Raw genomic sequence first — 1,613 nt, forward strand, 5'->3', positions numbered from 1 at the left:
ACGGAACCCGTCAACCTGTTTGAGTCGGTTTGTTGATGTTTTTAGCTTGCTGCGGTTTCTGTCTCGTCGGTCTGTTCTGCCGGCTTGTTGATCCAGGAGGGTTCCGGAAGGCTGGGTGGCTTGGGGGTGCCTCGTCGGAACCGCTCGGGGTGCGCTGAGTGCGCGGCCCGGAGAACGTCGGCGCGCTGGGCGTGGATCTCTTCCGTCTGGCCGGTGTGGACCATGGCGGGGGTCATCAGTCCTATGCCGCTGTGCCGGTGGTGCCCGTTGTAGGTGGTGAAGAAGTCCGCGCAGAACGCGCGGGCCTCGGCGAGGGAGCCGAAGGACCCGGGGAACGTCGGGCAGTACTTCAGGGTCTTGAAGTTCGACTCGCTGTAGGGGTTGTCATTGGAAACCCGGGGCCTGGAATGGGACTTCGTGATGCCCAGGTCCGCGAGGAGGAACGCCATCGGTTTGGAGGCCATCGAGGAGCCGCGGTCGGCGTGGATGGTCAGCTGGTCCCGCTTCACGCCCTCCTTCTTCACGGTCTCGGTGAACAGGGTCTTGGCCAGTTCGGAGGACTCGCGGTCGGCGAGCATCCATCCCACGACGTACCGGCTGTAGATGTCGATGACGACGTAGAGGTAGTAGTACGTCCACTTCGCCGGTCCCTTGAGCTTGGTGATGTCCCAGGTCCAGACCTCGTTCGGCCTGGTGGCGAGGAGTTCGGGTCTGACGCGGGGCGGGTGGGTGGCCTGGTTGCGGCGGTCGGTGACGTGCCCGTGCTCGCGTTCCAGCAGCCGGTACATGGTCCGCTGCGAACACAGGTAGGTGCCCTCGTCGAGCAGCGTCGCCCAGACCTGGGCGGGGGACGCGTCGGCGAACCGGTCGCCGTGCAGCACCCCCAGGACCCGCTCCCGTTCGGACTCGCTGAGCGCGGCGGGCTGGTGACGCTCGCGGTGCGGGACCGGGGCGCGTCTGGGCTTCGGCGGTGCGACCGGGTGGCGCCTGTAGTGGGTGGCCCTGGCCCTGCCCAGCGCGGCGCAGGCCGCCGTGGTGTCGAGTCCGCCCCTGGTCAGCTCGGCGATCGCGGTGCCGATCACGTCCTCGGCTTGCGTGGCGAGCGCGGGGCAGCGGGCGGCGTGGGCGCGCTCTCGGAGAGATCCTGCAAGAGCGCTTGTACTTTTCCCTGTACCTCGATCACCAACTCGGCCTTGCGCAGGCGCTCCTGGAGCCGGTCGTTCTCGGCGCGCAGTTGCTCGAGCTCCTTGTCGCGGGGGTCGGCCGCCGGGCGTCCGCGGGTCTTGGCCAGTCCGGCTGCGGCACCGGCGTCCCGTGAGCGGCGCCAGTCGACGATGTGCGACGAGTGCAGCCCATACCTGCGCAGCACCTTCCCCCGCTCGCCCTCGGGGGCGGCCTCGTACTCGGCGAGGACCTTCATCTTGAAGTCCGCGGTGAAGCTGCGGCGCTTGGCCTTGGCGGGGACCTGGGGATCCGGGCGGGAGGTCACTCCTCCAGCATCCCCTGCCCGGCGGGCTGAGGTCAGAACGGTCATCGGCACAGCACTACTCGTCTCTCCGCCCAGTCAGATGTTTCCGGGATCTCCCCGACTCACCTGAGGTTGTCACAGAGGG

1 pseudogene is annotated in these 1,613 nt (G+C 68.0%); it reads right to left on the minus strand.

Annotated elements, in window-relative coordinates:
• Positions 1 to 41: 41 nt before the first annotated feature.
• Positions 42 to 1,534: pseudogene (locus I8N67_RS41400) on the minus strand (IS3 family transposase).
• Positions 1,535 to 1,613 lie beyond the last annotated feature (79 nt).

This window comes from Streptomyces adelaidensis (assembly GCF_016598475.1).
Lineage (GTDB): Bacteria > Actinomycetota > Actinomycetes > Streptomycetales > Streptomycetaceae > Streptomyces > Streptomyces adelaidensis.